This window comes from Parasphingomonas frigoris (genome assembly GCF_036663815.1).
Taxonomy (GTDB): domain Bacteria; phylum Pseudomonadota; class Alphaproteobacteria; order Sphingomonadales; family Sphingomonadaceae; genus Sphingomonas.
In genome coordinates, this window is sequence record NZ_JAXOJQ010000003.1 from 21,140 (window position 1) to 39,674 (window position 18,535).

At 69.9% G+C, this 18,535-nt stretch carries 25 protein-coding genes; 5 read left to right on the forward strand and 20 right to left on the reverse strand.

The genetic code is table 11. The features are described 5' to 3' along the window. Nucleotides 1-8: 8 nt before the first annotated feature. From U1872_RS10295 to U1872_RS10365, 15 genes are all read right to left on the reverse strand, one after another. Nucleotides 9-2,315, reverse strand: coding sequence for a phage distal tail protein, Rcc01695 family (locus U1872_RS10295; protein WP_332792817.1), 2,307 nt, complete (start codon nt 2,313-2,315; stop codon nt 9-11). Between the two features lie 255 nt (nt 2,316-2,570). After that, nucleotides 2,571-3,140 (reverse strand): tail tape measure protein, encoded by a 570-nt coding sequence (locus U1872_RS10300; protein WP_332792818.1) that lies wholly within the window; start codon nt 3,138-3,140, stop codon nt 2,571-2,573. Further along, complete coding sequence (locus U1872_RS10305) at nt 3,133-3,357, reverse strand: phage tail assembly chaperone (protein ID WP_443025383.1); 225 nt, start codon at nt 3,355-3,357, stop codon at nt 3,133-3,135. Before U1872_RS10305 ends, U1872_RS10300 begins: the two co-directional genes overlap by 8 nt. A gap of 35 nt (nt 3,358-3,392) precedes the next feature. Continuing rightward, nucleotides 3,393-3,713 (reverse strand): gene transfer agent family protein, encoded by a 321-nt coding sequence (locus U1872_RS10310; RefSeq protein ID WP_332792819.1) that lies wholly within the window; start codon nt 3,711-3,713, stop codon nt 3,393-3,395. Continuing rightward, nucleotides 3,710-4,117, reverse strand: a complete 408-nt coding sequence (locus U1872_RS10315; RefSeq protein WP_332792820.1) for a phage major tail protein, TP901-1 family — start codon at nt 4,115-4,117, stop codon at nt 3,710-3,712. The genes U1872_RS10310 and U1872_RS10315 overlap by 4 nt, the downstream gene beginning before the upstream one ends. 230 nt (nt 4,118-4,347) lie before the next feature. Next, the gene (gp17, locus tag U1872_RS10320) at nt 4,348-4,731 is read right to left on the reverse strand and encodes a tail completion protein gp17 (RefSeq protein ID WP_332792821.1); all 384 of its coding nucleotides are present in this window, start codon (nt 4,729-4,731) and stop codon (nt 4,348-4,350) included. Then, a complete protein-coding gene (locus U1872_RS10325; RefSeq protein ID WP_332792822.1) occupies nt 4,728-4,925 on the reverse strand; it encodes a hypothetical protein in 198 nt (65 codons plus the stop codon). Before U1872_RS10325 ends, gp17 begins: the two co-directional genes overlap by 4 nt. Next, on the reverse strand, nt 4,919-5,479 hold the full coding sequence (locus tag U1872_RS10330) for a head-tail connector protein (protein WP_332792823.1): 561 nt from the start codon (nt 5,477-5,479) through the stop codon (nt 4,919-4,921). The genes U1872_RS10325 and U1872_RS10330 overlap by 7 nt, the downstream gene beginning before the upstream one ends. Nucleotides 5,480-5,607: 128 nt before the next feature. Next, on the reverse strand, nt 5,608-6,678 hold the full coding sequence (locus U1872_RS10335; RefSeq protein WP_332792824.1) for a phage major capsid protein: 1,071 nt from the start codon (nt 6,676-6,678) through the stop codon (nt 5,608-5,610). A 135-nt stretch (nt 6,679-6,813) separates the two neighbouring features. Then, nucleotides 6,814-7,011, reverse strand: a complete 198-nt coding sequence (locus U1872_RS10340) for a cold-shock protein (RefSeq protein WP_332792825.1) — start codon at nt 7,009-7,011, stop codon at nt 6,814-6,816. Next, nucleotides 6,984-7,454 (reverse strand): HK97 family phage prohead protease, encoded by a 471-nt coding sequence (locus U1872_RS10345; protein ID WP_332792826.1) that lies wholly within the window; start codon nt 7,452-7,454, stop codon nt 6,984-6,986. The genes U1872_RS10340 and U1872_RS10345 overlap by 28 nt, the downstream gene beginning before the upstream one ends. Beyond that, the gene (locus U1872_RS10350; protein ID WP_332792827.1) at nt 7,451-7,756 is read right to left on the reverse strand and encodes a DUF6127 family protein; all 306 of its coding nucleotides are present in this window, start codon (nt 7,754-7,756) and stop codon (nt 7,451-7,453) included. Before U1872_RS10350 ends, U1872_RS10345 begins: the two co-directional genes overlap by 4 nt. Further along, nucleotides 7,753-8,865, reverse strand: a complete 1,113-nt coding sequence (locus U1872_RS10355; protein ID WP_332792828.1) for a phage portal protein — start codon at nt 8,863-8,865, stop codon at nt 7,753-7,755. Before U1872_RS10355 ends, U1872_RS10350 begins: the two co-directional genes overlap by 4 nt. 132 nt (nt 8,866-8,997) lie before the next feature. Further along, nucleotides 8,998-9,675: a spermidine synthase family protein gene (locus U1872_RS10360; protein WP_332792829.1), complete on the reverse strand. Its 678-nt coding sequence runs from the start codon at nt 9,673-9,675 to the stop codon at nt 8,998-9,000. 13 nt (nt 9,676-9,688) lie between these two features. After that, a complete protein-coding gene (locus U1872_RS10365) occupies nt 9,689-10,084 on the reverse strand; it encodes a hypothetical protein (RefSeq protein WP_332792830.1) in 396 nt (131 codons plus the stop codon). A gap of 155 nt (nt 10,085-10,239) precedes the next feature. Between U1872_RS10365 and U1872_RS10370 the strand changes: the two genes are divergently transcribed. From U1872_RS10370 to U1872_RS10380, 3 genes are all read left to right on the forward strand, one after another. Further along, nucleotides 10,240-10,497, forward strand: a complete 258-nt coding sequence (locus tag U1872_RS10370; RefSeq protein WP_332792831.1) for a SemiSWEET family transporter — start codon at nt 10,240-10,242, stop codon at nt 10,495-10,497. A gap of 98 nt (nt 10,498-10,595) precedes the next feature. Beyond that, nucleotides 10,596-11,162, forward strand: a complete 567-nt coding sequence (locus tag U1872_RS10375) for a hypothetical protein (protein WP_332792832.1) — start codon at nt 10,596-10,598, stop codon at nt 11,160-11,162. A 1,320-nt stretch (nt 11,163-12,482) separates the two neighbouring features. Then, nucleotides 12,483-13,061: a hypothetical protein gene (locus U1872_RS10380; RefSeq protein WP_332792833.1), complete on the forward strand. Its 579-nt coding sequence runs from the start codon at nt 12,483-12,485 to the stop codon at nt 13,059-13,061. Nucleotides 13,062-13,101: 40 nt separating this feature from the next. Here the strand turns inward: U1872_RS10380 and U1872_RS10385 are convergent, their stop codons facing one another. The 4 genes from U1872_RS10385 to dapF all read right to left on the reverse strand — a co-directional run bounded on the left by U1872_RS10385 (nt 13,102) and on the right by dapF (nt 16,733). Then, a complete protein-coding gene (locus tag U1872_RS10385) occupies nt 13,102-14,499 on the reverse strand; it encodes a DNA-packaging protein (protein WP_332792834.1) in 1,398 nt (465 codons plus the stop codon). Next, nucleotides 14,499-14,996 carry a hypothetical protein gene (locus tag U1872_RS10390; protein ID WP_332792835.1) on the reverse strand — a complete coding sequence of 166 codons (498 nt, stop codon included), beginning with the start codon at nt 14,994-14,996 and terminating at the stop codon, nt 14,499-14,501. The genes U1872_RS10385 and U1872_RS10390 overlap by 1 nt, the downstream gene beginning before the upstream one ends. Before the next feature lie 145 nt (nt 14,997-15,141). Then, the gene (locus U1872_RS10395; RefSeq protein ID WP_332792836.1) at nt 15,142-15,699 is read right to left on the reverse strand and encodes a glycine zipper 2TM domain-containing protein; all 558 of its coding nucleotides are present in this window, start codon (nt 15,697-15,699) and stop codon (nt 15,142-15,144) included. A gap of 89 nt (nt 15,700-15,788) precedes the next feature. Further along, nucleotides 15,789-16,733, reverse strand: a complete 945-nt coding sequence (dapF, locus tag U1872_RS10400; RefSeq protein WP_332792837.1) for a diaminopimelate epimerase — start codon at nt 16,731-16,733, stop codon at nt 15,789-15,791. Between the two features lie 233 nt (nt 16,734-16,966). Here dapF and U1872_RS10405 point away from each other — a divergent pair, with 233 nt between their 5' ends. Both U1872_RS10405 and U1872_RS10410 read left to right on the forward strand, forming a co-directional pair. Continuing rightward, nucleotides 16,967-17,137 (forward strand): hypothetical protein, encoded by a 171-nt coding sequence (locus U1872_RS10405; protein WP_332792838.1) that lies wholly within the window; start codon nt 16,967-16,969, stop codon nt 17,135-17,137. A gap of 62 nt (nt 17,138-17,199) precedes the next feature. Further along, nucleotides 17,200-17,493, forward strand: coding sequence for a hypothetical protein (locus U1872_RS10410; RefSeq protein ID WP_332792839.1), 294 nt, complete (start codon nt 17,200-17,202; stop codon nt 17,491-17,493). 699 nt (nt 17,494-18,192) lie between these two features. Here the strand turns inward: U1872_RS10410 and U1872_RS10415 are convergent. Then, complete coding sequence (locus U1872_RS10415; protein WP_332792840.1) at nt 18,193-18,534, reverse strand: hypothetical protein; 342 nt, start codon at nt 18,532-18,534, stop codon at nt 18,193-18,195. Nucleotide 18,535 lies beyond the last annotated feature (1 nt).

Consider the following 18,535-nt stretch of genomic DNA (forward strand, 5'->3'; position numbering starts at 1 on the left):
AACCCCGCTCATTCGCGCAGCTCGATCAACGGCACGCTCGCCGCCGCCCCCGCCAGGAAGGTCGCGCGCGTCACCCGCAACGAATCCTCGGCGAACCGTACTGGTACATCGAACAGGAAACCGGCGGTCACCGCGACGCCCGCCGCCGGGGCGCTGTCGAGCACGACATAGCCCCCCGCCGCGACCGCGAAGCCGCTCGTCTCGACCCCGCCGACCGCGACCCGCACGCTCCCTGCGACCGGCCGGGTGATCCGCCGCAACGCCGCGCCATAGCGTTTGACGAGCGCGAAGCGGACGCTCATCCCGTCGCCGCTGCCGAGCTGTTGGTCGCTCGCGCCGAAGCTCGGCCCGACCGCAGACGTCGACTCGAACGGATCGCGCAGCCGGAAGCCGCGCGCCGGCCCCATCCGCGCGCGGAAGAAGGCGAGCAGCGTCGCGATATCCGCCTCCGATCGCACGCCGGGCCCGACATCGTAGTGCGTCCGCGCCTCGGCCCAGCTCGCATTGCGCAGTTCCTGCCCGCCCGCGCTCGTCACGATCGCGGTCGAGAAGCCCGGCGCCACCTCCGCATCGCGCCCCAGCGCAATCGGAAACAGCACGTCATCGAAAGCATCCACCGCATCGTCTCCCGCTGGTTCCCCGAAATGGACGAAGCCGTCGCGCAGCACCTGCGGCAACGCCCAGACGAACGCGCGCGCCACCCCGCGCGCCTGCGCCGCCACCGCCGCCGCGGCGATCTCGCGCCATTGCCCGGCCTGGTCCGGCCGCAGCACGAAACCGGCGAAATAGTGCGTCTCCCGCGTCGCATAGCCGAGCCGCGCCTGCGCCGCGGTCACCGCGCGGGCCGTCCCCGCGACATTGCCCGCGACGACGAAATCATAATCCTCGAGCTGCAGCACGTCGAACGCCGGCCGCGCCCAGCCCGTCGGCACGTTCGCGCGCTTCAATTCGGGCGCCTCGGGCGCGAGCACGCTCGGCAGATAGACCAGCAGATGCGTCTCGACCGCCGGCGCCGCCCCCCGCGCCGCCGCCACCAGCCCCGCGGTCGACGCCGCCAGCAGCACCCCCGCCGCATCGAGCAAAGCGCGCTGGTCGGCACGCGTCACCGCGGCGACATTCGCGATCTCGACCGACCCGCTCCCCAGCGCCGCGCGTGCCGCCGCGTCGTACAGGCACGGCCGCCCGTCGGGCGTCACCCACCACCACGGCTCGCCGACCTGGAATTTCGGCGCGAGCCCCGCCGCCACCGCCAGCGCCATCACTGCCGCTGTGACCTGCCGCAAATAGCCCATCGCCCCCGGCGAGGCCGGCGACAGCAAGGTCGACGGCGGCGCCCATCCGGTCAGCGCCGGGCTGCCGTCCCACGCGCGCTGCTTCCAGTCGCCCCAGCAATGCGCGTCGAACAGTTCGTAGCTGAGCGACCAGATCACGTCATAGCCGAGCGCCCGCGCCCGCACCGCGAAATCGCGCTGCCACGCCGCCGCCGCAACGTTGAGCACCCCACCCGCCAGGCTCGCGTAAAAGCCGCCCGACACCGCCTCGAGCCGCATGTAATGGCTCATCCCGAGATAATGGACGATCGCCCCGCGATAGCCGAGCAGCAGCGCGTTGCGCAGCAACCGCGCGGGCGTCAGATGATAGCTGTCGTCATAGCCGCTCGCGATCTCGAGACCGTGCTCGGGCACCACGACATCGCCGATCGCGAGCACCGCCCCCGGCCCGTCGCACACGATGCCGCTGAGCTCGACCCACGCCTCGACCGCCGCGGGCAAGGCGACCGCGCTCCCCGCGCCATAGGCCGGCGGCACCAGCGACACGAACATCCGGTCGACATCGCCCGCCCACACCGGGTCGGCCTCGCCCGGCAGCACGAACCCGCCGTCGAGCGCCGCAAAATCGAGCGTCACCACCGCATCGTGCGGATCGCCCACCGCATAGTTCCACAGCCGCACGTACCAGGCGCGCGCCTGCCCCGCCGCATCGCGCCCCTCGATCGTCAGCACCGGCCCATTGACCGCATCGAGCCCCAGCAGCCCACTGCCCCGCCAGCAAAACGCCAGCCGACACTCGCGAAAGTCGCGCCCAGTCGCATAGCGCAGCAGCGGATGATCATGGACGTCTTCCGCCTCCCAGATCAGCCCCGCCAGGTCGCCCTGCGTATAGAAGACCGCATCGACGCGCAGCGCATCGGCCGCCAGCGTCGTCACCGCCGCCATCATGGGGCGCGGGAAATTGACCGTCCAGAAGCGCGGATCGAAGCGCGTGATCACGCTCTCGCTCTGCACCGTCCGCTCGGCCGCCAACCAATAGGCCATGATCCTGCTCTCCTGTGTCGGTCTCCCATCGGGAAAGGGAAGGGGTCCTTCCCCGCCGACCCCCTCCCGCTTCCCCGGCGAAGGGCGGGGCCCAGGCGCGATGGCCAAGATGACGCAGCGCAGTCTCCCGCATTCGCCTGCCCTGCGACTGGACCCCGGCCTTCGCCGGGGAAGCGATTCAGCGCGACGTCAGTCCGCCAAAGCACTCCCGCCTCACTCACCCCGCCTCACTCACCCCGCCTCACTCACCCCGCCTCACTCCAACGCCGCCTTCACCGCCCGCGCGATCTGCCGGCTCGACGCCGCCAGCAGCTGCGGCGCCGTGCCCGCGCCCTGCACGACGATCGACACGCGCACGTCGCGCGCGCCGCCGCCGCCCGCCGCGACGACGCTCCCGCTCGTCGTCGGCACGAACAGTTCGGGCCCGCGCTCGCCGACCAGGTAGGGCCGCGCCGGCGAGACCGGCCCGCCTGTCGCGCGCCCCGGCGCGCCGCCGAGCAGCCCGCCCAGCGCCGACAGCAGACCGCCACCGCCGCCACCCGTGCCCCCGCCTCCGCCCCCGCCGAACAGCGCGTTCAACCCGCTGCTGAGCGCCGCCGCGGCGATGTCGCCGAGCACCGACAGCGCCACCTTGCGCAGATCCTCGAAGCCGAGATTGCCGGTGCGCAGCGCCTTGCCGAGCGCGGTCTCGATCGCGCGCCCGGCGCGATCGACCCCGCTCGTCAGCGGCCCGTCGAGCGTCGCGCGGATCGCATCGATATCCTTGGCAAAGCCCGCCGTATCGGCGCGCACGCCGACCACCAGCCGTTCGATTTCCTCATCCATCGGGAAACGCCTCCTGCAACCGCGCGCGCGTCGCGGCATCGGGCGGGTCGATCCCGTCCCCGCCGCCGCCGTCCCCGCCGCCATCGCCGCGCAGAACCGCCACCACCGCGCCGAGCTCGGCCGGCGTCGCGCGCCAGAAGGCGTCGGGGCTCCACCCCAGCACCGCCCCGGCAAACCCCGCCAGCCGCCGCGCCGCCGCGCCGAACCCGCTCTGCATCGCCCCGCCCGGCGCCCCGCCCATCGCCCCGCCCATCATCGTCCTGCCAGGATCTGGCCGAGCAGCACGCGCAGCACCGGTGTCGCGCGCGCCAGCCCGCCCGCCACCACCGCCTCGCCCAATTGCTCGCGCGTGATCGTGTCGGGCGCAGCGAAGCGGCAGTGCCAGAACAGCGCCACCAGCTCGCCCAGCGCCAGCCCGCCCGCCGCCGCGCGCTCGACCAGCGCGAACAACGGCCCCAGCTCGCCCTCCGCCGCGACCAGCGCCGCAAAGCTCGGCCGCAGCACGACCGTCTCGCCCGCCACGCGGATCGCTGCCTCGCCCCGCTCGGGGTTGGCGACCGGCGCGCCGCTCACGCCGACACCACCGGGCCCGAGCTCTCGAGGCTCAGCGTGTACGATCGCTCGCCATTGTAATCGCCGGCATAGTCGAGCCGCGTCACCAGGAACTGCCCCGACAGCGTCTCGCCGCTCTCGAAGCTCAGCCGATAGTCGTCGATCGTCCCCGCCAGCGCGCTGGCCTTGATGCGCAGCTCGGCCGCCGATCCGGTGAAGATCCCGGCGCCCGACACGCTGACGCTGCGCACCCCCGCGCCCGACAGCAAGGCCCGCCATCCGCCCGAATCCTTCGAGGTGACCTGCACCATCTCGCCATTGACGCTCAACTGCGTCGTCCGCAGCCCCGCCACCGTCGCATAGACGAGCGGCGCCGCGCCGTTCCCGACCTTCAGCAAGAAGGCGCTCCCACGTTCCACACTCATGTCGCTCTCCTAAAGAAATCTCCCGCTCCCCCCGGGAGAGGGAAGGGGCCCGCCGCCAAAGGCGGTGAAAAGGGTGAGGGTCACCGACCTCCCCGGAGGAAGGCGCCGAAGCAGGTTCGCGCAGAGGCGCAGAGGCGCTGAGCCCAAGCCCAACCGCCCCGCGAAATCGCCGAAAGCCCCCGCCCCCACACGGCGCTCGCGCCGCTCGCGCTTCTGCAAACAAAATCGAGCTAAGCCGCCAGCACGCGCACGCGATACTCGACGCTGGCATTCCACCGCCCCGCCGCCGCGGCCGCGCAACGCGATCGCACCAGCACCACGCTCGCCACGCGCCACCCCGCGAGATCGCGCGGCACCGCCTCGATCGCCGCGCCGACCGCGCCCGCCAGGGCTTGCGCGCGCGTCGCGCTCTCGCCCGCATCGCGCACCGTGACGATCAGCCGCAGCTCGCGCCCGGCGCGATCCTTGACGCTCCAGTCGCCGCCGAGCAGTTCGCCCAGCTCGGCATAAGGCGGCGTCGCCTTGGTCGGCGGCCCGAGATAGACCCCGTTCACCCCCGCCACCGCGCGCACGGCCGTGAGGATCGCCGCCTGCACCACGCTCTCCGCGCTCATGCCAGCAAGCTCCCGATCCAGCGCAACCGCGCGTCATCCGCCGCGATCGGCCCGCGCAGCACGATCGCCTCGCCCTCGATCGTCACGCTTGCCTCCGGCACCGCCGCAGCCAAGGCAGCGGCGATCCGCTCCCGCGCGCGCTCCGCCGCCACCATACCCGCGGCGCGCCCGCTTGCCTCGAGCATGCTCAACATGCGCGCCTCCCCGCACCCAGCGTGATCCGCCGGAACGGCCGCCACAACGCCGTCACCGCCAGCGGCGGCGGCCCGCCCGCATCGCGCGCGTCGAACAGATAGGCGGCGAGCAGCACCACGCCCTGCCGCAGCGGCATCGGCAGCTGCGCCCAGCCGACCGCGAGCCCCGCGGTGAACGGCACCGCCACGCGCGTCGCCCCGGCGGCATCGCTCACCCGCACCCAGCCGTCGCCCGCCGCATCGAGATCGATCGCATAGCCGCCCGCCGCGAGCGCCACCCCCGCCACCGTCTCGACGCCGCTGATCGCCCGCACCGGCGCCGCGCCGAGCCGCTGCCACGCCGACGACACCGCCACCGTCTCGCGCAGCGACCGCGCGATCAGCACCTGTCCAATAAACTGCTCGGCCAGCCCGAGCGCGCTCTCGACGAACGCCGCGATCAGCGCGTCCTCGTCGATCGCGGCGACGCGCAGCACCGCCTTGACCGCCGCCACCGCCAGCGCGCGATCGTCCACGCCGAGCGTCACCACGCCCGGGCCATTAGTGTCGATCATGATCGATTTCCTCCTTACTCCCTCTCCCACCGGGAGAGGGAAGGGGCCCGCTCGGCGGAGCCGAGTGGGAAGGGTGAGGACAGGAGGCGCGTCCGCCCGCCTGCGCTGCCCTCACCCGGCCAAGCGCCTCAGCTCACCGCGAACTTGAGCAGCTTGATCGCCTCGCTGTTCGACACGCACCCGCCGATCCGCTTGGTCGCGTAGAAATTGACGAACGGCTTGTTGCTGTACGGGTCGCGCAGAATCACCGTCTCGGAGCGTTCGGCGATCAGATAGCCCGCCTTGAAGTTGCCGAACGCGATCGACAGGCTGTTGGCGGCGATGTCGGGCATGTCGGCCGCCTCGATCACCGGATAGCCGAGCAGCGTCGCCGGCGTCCCCGCGACCAGGCTCGGCGCCCACAGGAACGCGCCGTCGCTCGTCTTGAACTTGCGGATCCGCGCCAGCGTGCTGGCATTCATCACGAACACCGCATTCTGGCGATACGGCGCGCGCAGGCTCTGCACCAGGTCGACCAGCCGGTCCTGCGGGTTCGCCGCGAAATCGCCCGCCACCCCGCTCGCCAGATATTGCAGCGTGCCAAAGGCGCGCGCGCCGTCGGCGGTCGCCGCGGTCGGCGCCTGCAGGAAGCCCTTGGGCCGGCTCACCCCGTTCCCGCCGACGAAGGCCGCGCCCTCGGCCTTGGCGAATTCGGTCGCGATCTCGTCGGCCAGCCACGCCTCGACATCGAACGCGGCGTCGTCGAGCATCGCTTGGCTCGCACTCGGATTGGCGTAGAGCTCGCCCATCGGCGGCGCGAGCTCGACGAAGGTCGGCGTCGCCGTGCCCGGCCGCGCATCGGTCTCGGCCGCCCAGCCCGACGGCGTGCCGCCGGTGGTGACGAGCTTGCGATACCCCGCGCTGCCGACGCGGACGACATTGGCGATGCTGCGGATCGGCGAGATCGACGCCAGCGTCTCGTCGATCACCGCGTCGATCTCGCGCGGCACGGCATAGCCGCCGGCGTCGCCGGTCGCGCCGGTGAACGCCTTCAATTCGACGGTCGTGCCCGCGCGCAGGAAGCCGCCGAAGCCGCTTCCCCCCGCCCCCGCCCCCGCCCGCGCCCGCCCGCCGGCCAGCAGCGGTCGCTGCACCGCGCCCGCCTCGCCCGGATCCTGCGCTGCAAAGCTCGCCTCGAGCGCATCGTGCATATCGGTCATGTCTTTCTCCTCGCTGCAAAAAGAGGCGCGCGGTCCTAAGCCGCGCGCACGACGAAAAAGGGCGCCGCAATCGCGACGCCCTTTCGGTATTTCGAACGGCGGGGCCGACAGCCCCGCCGCGATGGTTCGTTCGGCTTACGCCTGCGCGACGTTCTCGGCGCGCGGGCCCTTGGGGCCCTGGCCTACGTCGAACGTGACCTTCTCGCCTTCGCGCAGATCCTCGTAGCGCACGCCCTGGACGCTCGACATGTGGAAGAACATGTCGTTGCCCGACGCGTCGGCGATGAAGCCGAAGCCCTTGTCGGTCAGCCGCTTGATGGTGCCTTCAGCCATGGTGATTCTCCTGATCCGCGCAACGGCTGCCGGGGATCGGGAACCTTGTCTGGAAACCCCCTCGTAGCATGCCCCGCGACCAGATGCACCCGCGCGCCGGGCTGCATCGGCGCCGCGACCAGGCTGACCTCGACCAGCTCGAGCGCGAGCAGCTGCCGCACCCGCCCGGTGACCGCGGCGCGCACGCGATAGCCGATCGACAATCCGGCGAGCGCGCCGGCCTCCACCAGCGCCGCGACGCGCGCATCCTCGACCCGCGCGATCACGCGCAGCCCGCGCGAATCGGTCGCCAGCCGCTCGACCGTCCCGACCGGCGCGCCGCGATGCTGCCACAGCAGCGGCACGCCCCCCGGCAACGCGCCGAACGCGCCCGCCCGGATCACGTCGCCGCCGCGGTCGACCCGGTCGAACAGCGCGGCATAGCCGGCAAAGCGCAGGCTCACTTGACCCAGTCCCAGAAGCCGAACTTCGCCGCCAGCCCGGTCAGCAGCAGCGCGCCGGCGATCCGCACCACCCAGCCGAGCACCGCCTTCCACACCGAGCGCTTGGCGTCGCGCCACGCGTCGAGCAACGCGCGCAGCTCGGCCATGTCCTTCGCCGCCGCCGCATCGTCGAGCCCGAGCCGCGCCATCGCCCGCGCCGCGGCGAGCTCGCCGGCTTCCTCGGCGATCGCGCGCAGCGTCGTCAGGTCGGCCCCCTCGCCCGCGCCCTGCGCCATCAGCTGCGCCAGCACCGCGCCGCTCATGCCACCGGCTCCGCGATGCCGATCATCGCGCGCTTCTCCGCGCGCGTCAGGAAGTCGGCGGCGGTCACCTGCGACCACAGCCGCGCGCGATCCTCGGACAGCGCGGTCACGCGGTCGAGATCGACGCGCAGCCCGCTGGTGTCGAACGCCCACGCCAGCCCCTGCGCGATCCCCGTCAGGATCGTCCCCGCCAGCGGCAGGATCGCCTGGCGCCACAAGGCGCGATTGGCCTCCTTGTAATTGGCATAGGTCGCGTCGCCGGGGAGCCCGAGCAGCATCGGCGGCACCCCGAAGCTGCACGCGATCTCGCGCGCCGCGCCCGCCTTCATCGCCGCGAAATCCATGTCGGCGGGCGTCAGGCTCAGCGCCTGCCAGCGTAAGCCGCCCTCGAGCAGCATCGGCCGCCCGGCATTGCGCGCGCCGGCAAAGCTCGCCGCCATCTCCTCCTGCAACCGCGCATATTGCTCGCGCGACAGCGTCGATCCGTCGCCCGGCTCGTAGACCAGCGCGCCCGACGGCCGCGCCGCATTGTCGAGCAGCGCGGCGTTCCACGCCCCCGCCGCATTGTGCAGCGCGATCGCACCCGCCGCCGCGCCGAGGCAGCCCAGCCCATAATGGTCGTCGAGCGGATGGAACGTCTTGATATGGAGGATCTGCGGCTGCGGATCGTCGGCGAGCAACCGCACCGACTCCGCCCCGACGGTATAGCGATACGCCACCGGCCACCCGCCCGCATCGGGCTCGACCGTCACGCGCTCGGGCCGCAGCGCGAACAGCTCGAGCGCCCCGCCCGGCTGGCGCAGCAACTGGACATAGGCATTGCCGTGGAGCAGCAACTGCGTCGCCAGCGTCGCGCACAGCGCCTGCCCGCCCGATCGCGCCGCCACCAACGCGACCAGCGCCGCGTCGCCGCTCAGCGGCGCATCCCCCACCGCCTCCGAAATCAGCCGCACCGCGCGCTGCGCGATCGGATTGCGCAGATAGAGCGCGCGCATCTGCTCCTGATAGGTGGCCGGCACCACGCCCACCCCCTCAGCAAAGCGCGTCCGCCGATAGTCGAGCGCCGGACGCGACTCATCGCGCCCGGCCTTGCGACCGAACAATTTCATGGCTGATCTCCTGAAGTTGGATGGCGTCGAACGCCCGCTTGCTGCCTACCCCCCTCCCGCTTGCGGGAGGGGCTGGGGGAGGGAACCCGACCTAAATCATCCAAGACGCCGCCACGCGCAGCGCCGCCCCCACTACCCCCGCGTCGCGAACCAGATCACGTGCCGCGGCCCCTTGCCATTCTGCCGCGCCTTGACGACGACCTCCTCGACACGGAACCCAGCACCCTTCAACCGCGTCACGAAACGCGGATCGGGCCCCGCCGACCACACCGCGAGCACCCCGCCCGGCCGCAGCGCGTCGCGCGCAACGGCCAGCCCGCGCGGCGCATAAAGCCGGTTGTTCTCGGCGCGCACCAGCCCGTCGGGCCCATTGTCGACATCGAGCAGGATCGCGTCATAGCCCCCCGCAGTCGCCCCCGCCGCGATCGCCTCCGCCACATCGCCCGCGATCACCGAAACGCGCGGATCGTCGAGACACCCGCCGGTCAGCGCCGCCATCGGCCCGCGCGCCCAGGCGAGGATCTGCGGCACCAGCTCGGCGACATGCACCGCCGCCTTCGGCCCGACCCGCCCAAGCACCGCGCGCAGCGTGAACCCCATGCCATACCCCCCGATCAGCACGCGCGGCGCCGCCACCCCGGCGATCCGGTCGAGCGCCAGCGTCCCCAGCGCCTCCTCCGAGCCGTTCATCCGCGTGCTCATCAATTCGTTGCGGTCGACCACGATCATGAAATCGTCGCCGCGCCGGTACAGCGTCATCGCGTCGCCGCCCGGCACCTCGGCCTTGTCGATATACTCGCGCGGCACCATCGCTTGGTCCTTCTCAGATGCCCGCAGGCAGCGGGGCGGTGTCGCACCCGCCCATATCGAGCCAGCCGGTCGCCGCCTCGATCGTGTCGAACACCCGCAGCCGCGGATGCTGCAGCGTGCGCTCGGCCTGCAGCTTGTTGAGCTGGCTGCCGACCACCACCGCCGCGCGCCCCTGCGTCAGCAGCATGCCGCGCTGCATGATCCGGCCGAGCTGGTCGGCAACGTCATTGGCCTGCACCGGGAAACCGAGCGAGATCACCAGTACGTCGAAATCCGCGCGCTGCGCCCGCGCCGCCTGCGCCCCCGCCAGCACCGCCTGGCCCAGCGCCACCGCATCGGCGGGCGCAAGGAAGCCGCGCACGCTGATCCGCAGCACGCCCGGCTGCGACTGGTGGTCGACATGAAACATCCGCGTCTCTTTCCCGGGTCTCTTCCCTGACCGCCGCGCCACCGTCCGCCGCGCACGCCCCGCGCTTATCGTCCGCGCCAGCGCAGCGCAACGCCGCACCCCGCGCGCCCACCCGCCGGGGGGATCGTTCGCCACCCGCGAGACGTTGCCGCGCGATGACCGACCGCCACCTCCGCCTGCTCGGCTGGATCGCCACCGCGACCGCCATCACGATGTACCTCTCCTATATCGACCAGATCCGCCTCAACCTCGCCGGCGAGAAGGGCTCGGTGATCCAGCCGATCGCGACCGTGGTCAATTGCGCCTTGTGGGTCAGCTACGGTTTCCTGCGCGAGAAGCGCGACTGGCCGATCGTCCTCGCCAACGCGCCCGGCGTGCTGCTCGGCCTGGGCGTCCTGCTGACCGCGCTGTAGCGCCCCTTTCACGGCGAGCACCCGATGCTCTTGCAAACGCAGGAGAATGGCAGGCTTCCATCGCGACGACAGTGATCCTCGCTGCATATGTTCTTATTATGTTCTGGCCGAATCGCCCGCCGTCATGCTTCAACGCCGCGATGGTCGGCCCCATCAAGACCCTCCCGGACCTGCGCCGGATCGAAGCCGCAGTGCGCGTGACGTGCCGCGCCTGCGGGCACGTCCGGCTGTGCGACCGCGAGGCGCTGATCCACCAGTGCATGCTCCAGCGCAGCAGCCTCGAGTGGGCCGCGGTGCGCGCGAGCCTGCCGTGCTGGAACCCGAACTGCGGCAGCCGCGACACGCAGGTCGAGGCGCTGCCGTTCAGCCAGGACCGCGTCGCGCTGCGCCGCAAGCGCGGCGAGACGATCCTGCTCAACCTCGCGCTCGCCGTGCTCCACGCCGCCGCCTATCGCCCGCACGGCACCGCGATCGCCACCCCCGACGTCCGCCTCGCGCTGCGCGTGCTCTACCCCTATCTGCGCGACGACGCGCCGCTGCGCGCCTATTGGGCCGCCGCCGAGGCCCCGCGCGACACCGCCTGGGACAGCTGCCACCGCCCCTACGCCATCATCGTCGCCGCGTTGCTCGACCGCGGCTGCGCGGTCGAGGCGGAGTTGCGCTAGGGGGGGGGGTGCGGACCGGCAGATAACGCCCACTTGCAGACATTCCAGAGGTGCATCATCATCATTGAATGAATCGCATCAAAGTTACGGCGCTGTCCTTCTCCGTAATGATCGCAACGGCCGGGCCCTGCTATGCGAAAACTGCGAAATCAAGCCCGCACGTAATAACCCCGGCTGAACTTAATGCAGCTTGCGAGGCCTATATGGCGACGGGCCTGAAAGCATCGATAACTGTAGATTCGGTAAAGCGTTCAAGGCCAACGGATGCGCAAACCTGTTTCGTCGTTGCGCGCGTCGCAATGGAGCGGTCCGGCATAAAAGATGGCTCCGATACCCGCTACCGATTTTGCATAATGAGAGAATTTTTCAGCTTCGGTGATCAAGTACGAGCGATAGCAGCGGCATACGTCGAGAAATATCGGCGCGGGGTTTTCGTCAGCGGGTCAGGCTTGGCCACGTTTGAGGCAGCAATGGTCCTTACCTGGCCTTGCTAGTCAATCATGGCGACGGCAGCTTCCCACCACCTATTGCCGTTCCAAGCTCTGTCCCGAGTCAGCATCGCCCGAAAGCGGACCGGCGGCTGCCGGGCGGAAAAGCAGTCAGGCAGAAATAGACTAATCTGCGACATGCGCCGATCTTCACGCGGTAACTGGTTGCAGTCGTTCATCTACCAGACCAATGTCATCGGGGAAAAGGTGGGCGATTTTCTGATGTCAGGCACAATCATGCTGGCGATATTTTCGGTTGTTTCGGCCCATGTCGAAACTTCCTCGAAAAGCGGAGCCCAATCTCGAGCAGCACAGGCTACGCCCGCAGCCGAGGTGCCAATTCCGACACCCCCCATCTATATCGTGCCGATTAGACCGAGGGATGAACGCACCCCGAAGCAGCGATGCTGGGACAGTGAATCAGCAAAACTCGGAGGAACCCTCAGGGACCTTGACCGCCGGACAATCGATTTGAAGTGCAGCCAACGCTAGCCGGTAAACCTTAGATCTCTGGCTCCTTCTAGGGTGCAGGGTTAGCGGCGGTCTCGCGCTTCCATCCACAGCAGACCATCCATATTCCACCGCCATCGCACGCCTAAAGCTGCCCAACCGCTGCGCACGAGATTCCGACATTCACGTGTCTGAACGAAGATCGTCGATCTCTAAAGCGGGTCTATTGGGCGGAAAAGCTGCCGGGACGAAATCGACTAATTCTAGACATTCAGATCCGCCTAAATGCTACCTGTTTCAGGGGTGGGCGACGCTTCGCTGTATGCGCTTCATTGCGCCTGATGGTAGACATCGGTTGGGCTCGGCATGGAAAGGGGAATTGGTGAAGGCTGTCAGCAAGTTTCTGACGGGTAAACCGAAGGCGGCTACGAAAGGCGATCTGGCAAGCTTCGACGCTGGGCTGGTCGGATTGGCGGCAGTTGCGGCAGTTGCGGCAGTTGCGGCCTACGTTTTTCAGCCCGCCCAGCGCTTCGTAGCACTCGAGCACCTCTTTCTGGGCGGCATGCTCCTGATCATGGGCCTGTTACCCGCCACCGTTTTCAGGCGGCGCGACCCGCCCCGAGTGTACCTTTGGATGGTTGCCGGAGTTATCGCGTCTGGAGCGGTCGTCTTGTTCTTCGCTGCCAACGACGCTGTTGATCAGAGCGAGTGGAACGACCAGCGCTGCATCCGTGTCCAGTCGGCGATGCTGCATCCGACAGGCCGCACCCGTACGGACCTCCCTAACCTCTTCACAGCGCTGGGTTGTCAGCCGCAGGGATCGGCGCCGCGCGATCCTACTTGGACAGGAGTTCGCGCTGGCGGCCCGCCCCCAACCCGAAAGGCCGTCGCCGCGCATGAGCGCTTCATGCGACAGGCCGCAGATGCCGAGGTAGAGTTGAACAGCGTCAGTGGGCGGTAATGAATGTGTCTGCCAACGCCCGTTCCCACCACCGCCCCTCTCACAACGGCCGCACCCGCGCCGCCCGCCGCTTCGCGATCATCAGCTCGGTCAGCGCCCACACCAAAGCATCCGCGCGGTCGGGCGATCGGCCCGGCCCGCGATACGCGCCGCCCGCCGTCAGCGCGCACAATTCCGCCTCGAGCGCGGGGAAGGCGCCGACATGCGCCACCTTGCCGCGTTCGTAGAGCGTCGCGACCGGCTCGGCGCGGACGCCCTTGCCGTGCCGCGCATGGACCAGCGCCAGCGGCAGCGTCGCGTCGGCGGCGAGCAGCACGCTGCGCACCATCTCGCCGCCCTGGTTGCGTTCGGCGATGACGCGGTCGGCGCGGTGGCGCGCGGCGCAGGCGGCGACCGCGCGCGCCCAGCCCTCGGGCGACGCCCCCTCGACGCTGGCATCCTCGAGCACATAGCCGCGCTCGTCGCGGCCGAGCGCGACCGCGACGATCCCGCAGGCGTCGCCCTCGCCGCTCTCGCTCCCCGCCGGCGGGTCGACCGCGACGACGGTGCGGACGCATTCCGGCGCCACCGCGACGCGGCAATCGTCGAGCAGCGCGCGGCTCCACAGCGCGCCGTCGAGATCCTCGATCAGCTCGCCGTCAATCTCCTGCCGGCCGAGCCGCGTGCCGCCATATTGCGCCTCGATCGCGGCGAGGAAGGCGTCGGGCAGATGCGGGTTGTCGTGGCTGCGGCCATGCGTCTGCACCGTGCCGCGATCGGCCATCACGCGCATCAGCAGCGGCACCGCGCGCGGCGTCGTCGTCACCAGCACGCGCGGGTCGGCGCCGAGCCGCATGCCGAGCAGCAGATTGTCCCACGCCGCCTCGCCGAAGCGCCATTTGGCGAGTTCGTCGCACCAGGCGGCATGATGTTCGGGCCCGCGCAGCCCCTCGGGCGCGGCGGCCGAGAAGATCGCGGCGCGCGCGCCCGATCCGAATTCGACCTCGCCGGCGGTGCGGTGATAGGTCACCCGTTCGCCCGCGCGCGCGACGCTGAGCAGCCCGGCCTCGCCCTCGATCATCACGCGCCGCACGTCGTCGACGGTCGCGCCGACCAGGGCGATCCGTCCGCCGGGCAGCTGCCGCGCGATCTCGCTGACCCATTCGGCGCCCGCGCGCGTCTTGCCGAAGCCGCGGCCGGCGCGGATCAGCCACACGCGCCACGCGCCTTCGGGGGCGAACTGGCCGGGATGCGCCCACAGCCACCACGCCTCGTCGAGGCTGCGCAGCACCGGCTGCGGCAGCCGCGCGAGCAGCCGCGCGCGGTCGACCGGGTCGATCGCGGCGAGGCGTTCGACCTGCCCGCGCAGCGCGGCCTGCGCGGCGGCGGTTTTCGCGGGCGTGGTTTTCGGGGGCGCGGTCTTTGCCGGCGCGGTCTTTGGGGGGGTGCGGCGCGCCATCAGCCGCGCCCCAGCCGCTTGGCCAGCGCGTCGAGCTTGCGTTTGAGCGCGGCGGTGACCTGTTCGATCGGCACGCGCTTGACGCTCGCCGGTCCGCGCGGCTGCCCGCTGCCCGCCCCGCCCTTGCGCGCGGCGAGCATGCGCAGCGCGAGCTCGATATCGACCGGGCGGGCTTCGGGGTCGCCGCTGCGCTCGGGGTCGGCCTGCTGGCCGATCGCCTGCGCGAGCACCGCGGCTTCGAGATGGGCGTAGCCGTCGTCGAGCGCCTTTTGCCACGCCTCGGCGAACCCGGCGTCGCGGCGCCGCAGCGTATGCGCGGCGACGGTCGACATGCCGACGCTCTGCGCGGCGTGCGTGACGTTGCTCGTCACGGCGAGATGGTCGAGGAAGGCGTTGCGCTTGGCTGCGGTCCAGCCGCGCGGGTTTTCGCGGCGCAGCTGCACCCGCCGGTTGAGCGCCGCGCCGACCTGCAGCCCGTGCGTGTCCGTCTCCGTCATCTCGCCGCTCCTCCCCCGCTATGGATCTGCCGCGCCTACGAAAAGGGCCGGAAGCGTTGCCGCCCCGGCCCGACTCGCATTTCTGCAGCGTTCCTGTTATGTACCGGAAGAGCGTGACGATGTCAAGCGCTTTGTACCAGGCAGGTTAGCGGCAGCGCACCTGCGCATTGTTCTGGTCGACGCTCTTGCCGACCAGCCCGCCGGCGATCGCGCCGAGCACGGTGCCCACGCCGCGCGAATGCCCGCCGTCGATCACGTTGCCGAGCACGCCGCCGCCGACCGCGCCGACGATCAGGCCCGTCGTCCCGTCGTTGCGCTTGCAGTAGAAGCGATCGTCGCTCCCGCGATAGATCCGGTCGTCGCTCGTCAGCACGCGCTCCTGATAGGTCGGGCCTGTGCGATAATAGCGCGTCGGGTCGTAATTGCCCTCGTCGCGATCGTCGTAGCTCGGGTCGGCGTAGCGCGGATCGTTGTAACGCGGGTCATAGCTTGGCCGCGGATCGCCATAGCCGCGCGCCCGTGCCGCCTGATAACGATCGAATTCGCCGCGGAAGATGTTGAGCTCGTTGTTGAAGCGCTGCTGCGCCGCCTGGAAGCGCTGGTCGTCGGCACGCGTCTGCGCGAGCACCGGCGTGGTGGCGACCAGGCTCGAACCCGCGATCAGCAGCGCGAGCGCGGGGGCAAGTTTCGGGAAACGACGCATCGGGACCTCCATTCGTTACGGGGCACCAACGACCATCAGCGGCGTTGGTTGCGACCGGACCGGACCGATCTAGCGCGCGTGGCTGAACCTCAGCTGATCGTATCGACCAGCGCGCGCCACGCCGCGCTCTCCGCGTCATACTGCTGCGTCACGCGCACCGGCCCGGCGGTCCGCGCGGCGAGATCGACCGCGACCGAGCCGGCAAACTCGACCGTCGCATTGCCCGACAGCCGCACCATCCCGTCCTCGCCCGCCTTGGCGCGGACCAGCCCGCCGCGGTTGAGCACGGTGATCTCGGTGCCGAAGCCGCAGCGCCGCGTCAGGCAGGCGGCATAGGTCGACGCCGCCATCGCGCTGCCGCAGCTGTCGGTCAGCCCGACGCCGCGCTCGAAGGTCCGCACGAACAGCATGTTCGAGCCGCGCACCTCGACGAACGAGACGTTGGCGCGGTTGGGCAGCCAGGCGGGCGCCGCCTCGCACTGCTCGCCCAGCGCGACCAGCTCGGCCTCGTCGACCGCCTCCACGAAACTGACGAGATGCGGGTTGGGGATCGCCACCGCGGTGAACAGCCGGTCGCTGCCGAGCTGCGGCACCGCCGCCTCGACGATCCGCTCGGCCGCGCCGCGCAGCGGCCAGTGCGCCACCGTAAGATCGACCGGCCCGGCGACCTCGCGGATCGTCACCACCCCCGGCGCCAGCTCGGGGTCGCGCGCCACCGCGGCGTCCGACGTCTTGAGCCGCACCCGCGCCGCGTCGAGCCCGAGCGCCTCGAACCCCGCACGCGCGACGCAGCGCAGGCCGTTGAGGCAGGTCTCGGCCTCGCTCCCGTCCGAATTGAACATCCGCATCCCGAAATCGTGCGTCGCATCGCCCGCAGTCAGCAGCAGGATGCCGTCGCCCCCGACGCTCCCGCCGCGATCGGCCAGCGCCACCGCGATCCGCGCCCAATCGGCATCGGCGAGCGTCAGCGCGCGCGCATCGATCAGCGGAAAGTCGTTGCCCGACCCGTGCGTCTTGAGAAAGTCGATCTGCATGCCCGGCGCCTTAGCGGCAGCGCCCCCCGCGCGACAAGGCACGCAGCGACGGGGCGGGGCGTCGGGGGGACGACCGCCGACCGCACCGCCGCACCGGTCGCCGCACGGGCACGCGACTCAACTGGTCGCGCCGGCAATGGATTTGGCCGCACCACCCCAAAAAATTAACGAAAAATTAACTATAATTAACGCTTTATCAATCAAGTCAGACGGGGGTCAATGCGGAGTTATACGTGTCACGGGATATCTATATCGAGATCGAGCGGGCGCGCGCGCAGCGTATTATCGAAAGCGTCAATGATGACGTCTCGCGTCGCCTGCTAACCGAATACGTCCGGGAACTCGATCGCGAGCAAATCTCGTCTTCGGTCGGACATCGGCGACATCAGGGCGAAGCGATGTGATCGCAATTCTGAAGCAACGCGCGGTCAGGATCGGGCGAAGTCTTACGACGGGGAAGATCGACTTGACGAGCTCGGACATTTTCATCCCGTGCGAGGCGTACGACCGCCCCCGCCCGCTCGCCCGGGCCTGCGAGACGATGGCGTACGCACCGGCCGATCCGCGCGGCACGCTGCTGGAATGGAGCAACCAGCCGACCGAGGACGGCGTCATCATCAACGCGCGGATCGCCGGCGGCGCATTCCCCTTCGAGCCCGAGGCCAGCTCGCGGATCCGCATGATCCTGAACGATCAGCAATTGCGCGCGCTGGCGATCGATCTGGTGAAAACGTCGATGATGCGCGGCATCCAGTTCTGACGGTTGCGGAGCCAGCGGCACCGGAGCCGGCGCCGACGGCCCCGGCCGGCGCCCGCAGACACCCCGTTCGAGTTTCGGACAGGAACCTCGCCTTTGCCGGTAACCGACTCGATCCGCTTTCAGCCCTCAGGCCGGGTCCTGCCGTAGGCGCCGTACGGCACGGATCGGCTACGCACGTCCGCTCCGCGCCCCTCTAGGAGCCATACGCTTAACTGCGACGGGAACGCCTTCGAACCTGCTCGGCCTGATCTGCATCGCTACGAGCACATTCCACTTTGGCCTTCATGCGATAGTTGGCTCGCGCGCAGCGCGCGGCGACACTCTCTGGCGAAAGTGTCTTCGTTTCGCCGCCTTCAGCGATGCTTCCGGGCTGATCCAGTCGCTGCGCGAAGGTGGGGCTGGCAACGGCTCCGATAAGGACAGCCAACACATGCTGATACCGCTGCGCATCTTCCTCTCCTCCAGTCTCGTCCGGCTTGGTTCGCCTGAGGTCAACCACATTGGCCTCCGCTCCCGCGCCAGAGACGCGCTGATGTTAGGGGCGGATTGGGCAACGTGCAAACACCAGCTTTCGTCCGCAATCAGTCGATTTCGACCCGACCGCTTGCCCGCCCGATAGCTGCAGGACCGCATTCGGGAATGGCGATCGCCCTGGCGGCGGTCGAATGGCAAGAAGTGGTGGGAAGCGGACGTAGCCAATCAGGGCTTTGCCCGCCTGAGAACTGGCAGCTTCGAGCAGTTTTCCTTGCTCATCCCATCGAACATCGTGTCCGAAATCGACGCACCAATCCAAGTGTTCGCCGTCATGTCTGGGCTTGATAGTGGATCGCCCCTTCCTGACACGCGCGTGACCCTCGCGATGTCGCTCGCGACGGACGAAGAGCTTCGGACGATGACTGCTTCATACCGATTGATCACCATGCCCTGACGATCAAGGCCACTGAGGCGGCGAAAGCATACGCCGGTCGTATCGACGGTCTTCGCGAACAATGCCGAACCGATGGTTGAACAGGCGGCAATCAGGAAGATGGTCATGCGCATT